This window comes from Dietzia sp. B19 (assembly GCF_014145155.1).
GTDB classification, from domain to species: Bacteria; Actinomycetota; Actinomycetes; order Mycobacteriales; family Mycobacteriaceae; genus Dietzia; species Dietzia natronolimnaea.
Window position 1 is genome coordinate 1 of the sequence record NZ_JAALED010000274.1, and the last position, 3,335, is coordinate 3,335.

The window sequence follows — 3,335 nt, forward strand, 5'->3', positions numbered from 1 at the left end:
CGGACGGTGGCGCCGACGAGCCACCGTCCGGGGGTCGCCCCCGGCGCCTCGATGACGATCCGGGCCGCCTCGACGCCGCGCCGACCCGAGCGGGTCTTGTCGACGTCGGCCAGACGCGGGCCGGAGCCGTAGCGACGGTTGCGGAACACGAGGCTGGCCACCCCGGTGGCGGCGACCAGCAGGACGGTGATCTCGCCGAGGGTGTCCCACGCGCGGATGTCGACCAGGGTGACGTTGACGGCGTTGGCGCCGTTGCCGATCTGGTAGGCGATGTCGGGGAAGACGAGCGAGACGGCCGGGTGCTGGCGGGCGTTGATCGCGTACGCACCGGCCACCACCACGAGCAGCCCTACGCCGATCCCGAGCCAGGCCCGCAGACGGCGGAAACCGTTCGAGAGCGGTACCTCGGCCGGCATCGTCCTCAGGACCAGCACGAACGCGACCATCAGGAGCGTCTCGACCAGGACCTGCGTGAGCGCGAGGTCCGGGGCTCCGTGGATGGCGAAGATGACGGCGACGCCGTAGCCGGTGACGGACATGCAGATCACGGCGGCGAGGCGGTTGCGCAGCACCGTGGCGGCCACCGCGGCGAGCGCCATGGGGATCATGACGATCAGCACCACCGGGTTCGCCGACAGCTCCATCCGCAGGCCCTCGCGCGTACCGGCCAGGAGCGAACCGAACGGGAAGATCACGAACGTGACCAGGATGATGCCGAGGGTGAGCGGTAGCGACCCACGCTGGATACTCGCCGTCAGGCGCAGGGACAGCAGGTCGAAGAACCGGAGGACGGCGTCGTAGATGCGGTCGGCGTTACCCAGGGCGGGCGACTCGAACTGCATCCTCTCGACGGTCCGCTGCGCCACGTAGAGCAGGGCGCCCAGCAGATAGACCACCAGGGTGAGCGCGAGCGGGATGCCTATCCCGTGCCACAGTCCCAGGTGGTAGCCCTCGGGGCCGCGCCAGGGGCTGCCGGGCGGGAATGCCACGTCGACGTACCGGGCGATCATGTTCTCGACGGGCGCGTTCCACAGCCCCAGCACCAGGCCGGACCCGGCCAGTACGGCCGGAACGGAGAGGAAGAGCGGTCCCGCGGGGCGGGAGGAGGCGACGGCGGGGCTGATGCCGTCGGGGAAGGAACTCTTGGAGCGGAACGCGCCCATCACCAGGCGCGCGGTGTAGGAGAAGGTGAGTATCGACCCCGCCACGAGCCCAGCGGTCACGACCAGCGACGGCATCCCGTGCAGGCGCTCCTCGGACAGGACGGTGGCGAACGCCGCCTCCTTCCCGACGAACCCCAGGAAGGGCGGGAGCCCGGCCATCGAGGCGGCGGCGAGGGTGAAGACCACCGCGAGGGCGGGCCGCTTACGGCCCAGTCCCGACAGGTCCCTGATCTCCCTCGTCCCGGTGGTCTTGTCGATCACGCCGACGGACATGAACAGGGCGGACTTGAACAGCGAGTGCGCGAGCAGCATCGTGAGCCCGGCGAGCATCGTGTCACGTGAGCCGATGCCCACGAGAACGAGGAGGAAGCCCAGCTGGCTCACGGTGCCGAACGCCAGCACGAGTTTGAGGTCGGTCTCCCGCAACGCGCGCCACCCGGCCATGAGGAGGGAGCTCAGACCGAGGGCGATGAGAGGCAGTTGCCAGGTGGACGAGCCCGACAGGCCCGGGGTCAGGAGCGCGACGAGGAAGACCCCGGCCTTGACCATGGCCGCGGAGTGTAGGTAGGCACTCACCGGGGTCGGGGCGGTCATGGCCCCCGGGAGCCAGAAGTGCAATGGGGCGATGGCCGACTTGCTGGCCGCGCCGACTATCACCAGGATCAGCGCCCAGTGGATGAGCGTCCCCGACGGTGGTGCCGCCACGATATCGCTGATCAGGTAGGAGCCGGCGGCCTGGCCGAGGATGATCATCCCGACGAGCATCGCGAGACCGCCGAGGGTGGTCACGAGCAGCGCCTGGGTGGCCGCGCGGCGCGCGGAGGCCCGCTCGGCGTAGTGGCCGACGAGCAGGAAACTCAGGACGGACGTGATCTCCCAGAAGATGTAGAGGAGGATCATGTTGTCGGCCACGACCAGTCCGAACATGACGCCCGCGAAGGCGACCAGCTCGGCGGCGAACAGGTGGAGACGTGGTTCGTCGTCCTTGAAGTACCAGGTGCAGTAGACCAGGACGAGCGCACCCACGCCGAGGGCGATGAGGGCCAGGAGCGCCGATAACGCGTTCATGCGCAGATCCAGCGTGAGGTGGATGCCGGGCGCCCACTGGACGGACTCGGTGGGCACGCGGTCCAGGTTGGCGGCCACCCACACCGCGCCCGCCGCGGGCACCGTGGCCAGGGCGAGGAACGCGCGACGGCCGAACCGCAACACCAGCGGGATCGCGATCATGGCGGCCACGGCATGGGCCGCGAGAATCACGATCACCGGCGACTCCTCTCGCTACGTCGAACGGACGACGACGTGCGGACGCCCCCGCCGTGTGCAGCGGGGTGCCGGTGGTCGACCGGGGTTAGGGTTCCGTGACTACTTTACAGAAGCGATCCGTGTGGCCGTGCTCAGCGCAGGTGGAGCAGGGTCGCGGCGCTCAGCAGCGCGACGATCGAGGCCTCGCCGGGGGACTGCCCGAAACCCATGGCCCATGTCGTGCGGCGACCGCAGGTGGCCTGCAGGATCGTGCACCAGGACTCGGTTCGGCCGAACGCGTCACCCTCGTACTGGTGGAACCGCTCGATCTCCACGCGGGCGCCGATCCTGCCCAGCATCTCGGACATGGCGGTGAGGTCACCGCAGGACTCGGTGGTCAGGCGGTGGGCGGTGAACTCACCCGGGGTGGAGGGGTCCCGGGTCGACAGGATCGCCTCGTAGGCGGTGATCCCGCGGCCCAGCGGCCGACGTGTGAGGTCGGCCAGGTGGAAGTGGTCGGTCGACGGCGCGTAGGTGTCGATCAGCGTGCGCCAGTCCAGTTCGGCCGCCTCGTCGGCGAAGCCGCGCGGCAACCGGCGACCGAACCGCTCGGCGAACGGGCAGGAGGTCGTCCCGGTGGTGCACGGGGTGCCCGCTCGCGTGGCAGCGCCAGGGGAGCCCTTCGAGGAACCGGGTGCGGTGGTGGTGTACATGGTGTTCTCGTCTCAGACGTCGGTGTGGGGACCGACGGAGATCGTGCAACCACGCAACGGGGGTGCCGGTCTTCAGGCCCCGTTACGTCCGGTTACTACGAGAATCTTCCGCATGACCGAGAACTGTAGACCGCGGGGACGCACGGCGGCAAGCCGCCGCGGCCAGTGGCCGGGTTTCGGGGCGCGCGGCCAGTGTCCGGGCTTCCGGGCCGCC

Annotated in this window: 2 protein-coding genes; both read right to left on the reverse strand. The window is 70.0% G+C overall.

All coding sequences use genetic code 11. From position 1 onward, the window contains the following. Positions 1–2,429, reverse strand: a 2,429-nt coding sequence (locus tag G6020_RS08670; protein ID WP_182610343.1) for a Na+/H+ antiporter subunit A, incomplete at its 3' end; no start/stop codon positions are given. A 131-nt stretch (positions 2,430–2,560) separates the two neighbouring features. Next, the gene (locus G6020_RS08675) at positions 2,561–3,121 is read right to left on the reverse strand and encodes a hypothetical protein (protein ID WP_241732633.1); all 561 of its coding nucleotides are present in this window, start codon (positions 3,119–3,121) and stop codon (positions 2,561–2,563) included. Between the last annotated feature and the right edge of the window lie 214 nt (positions 3,122–3,335).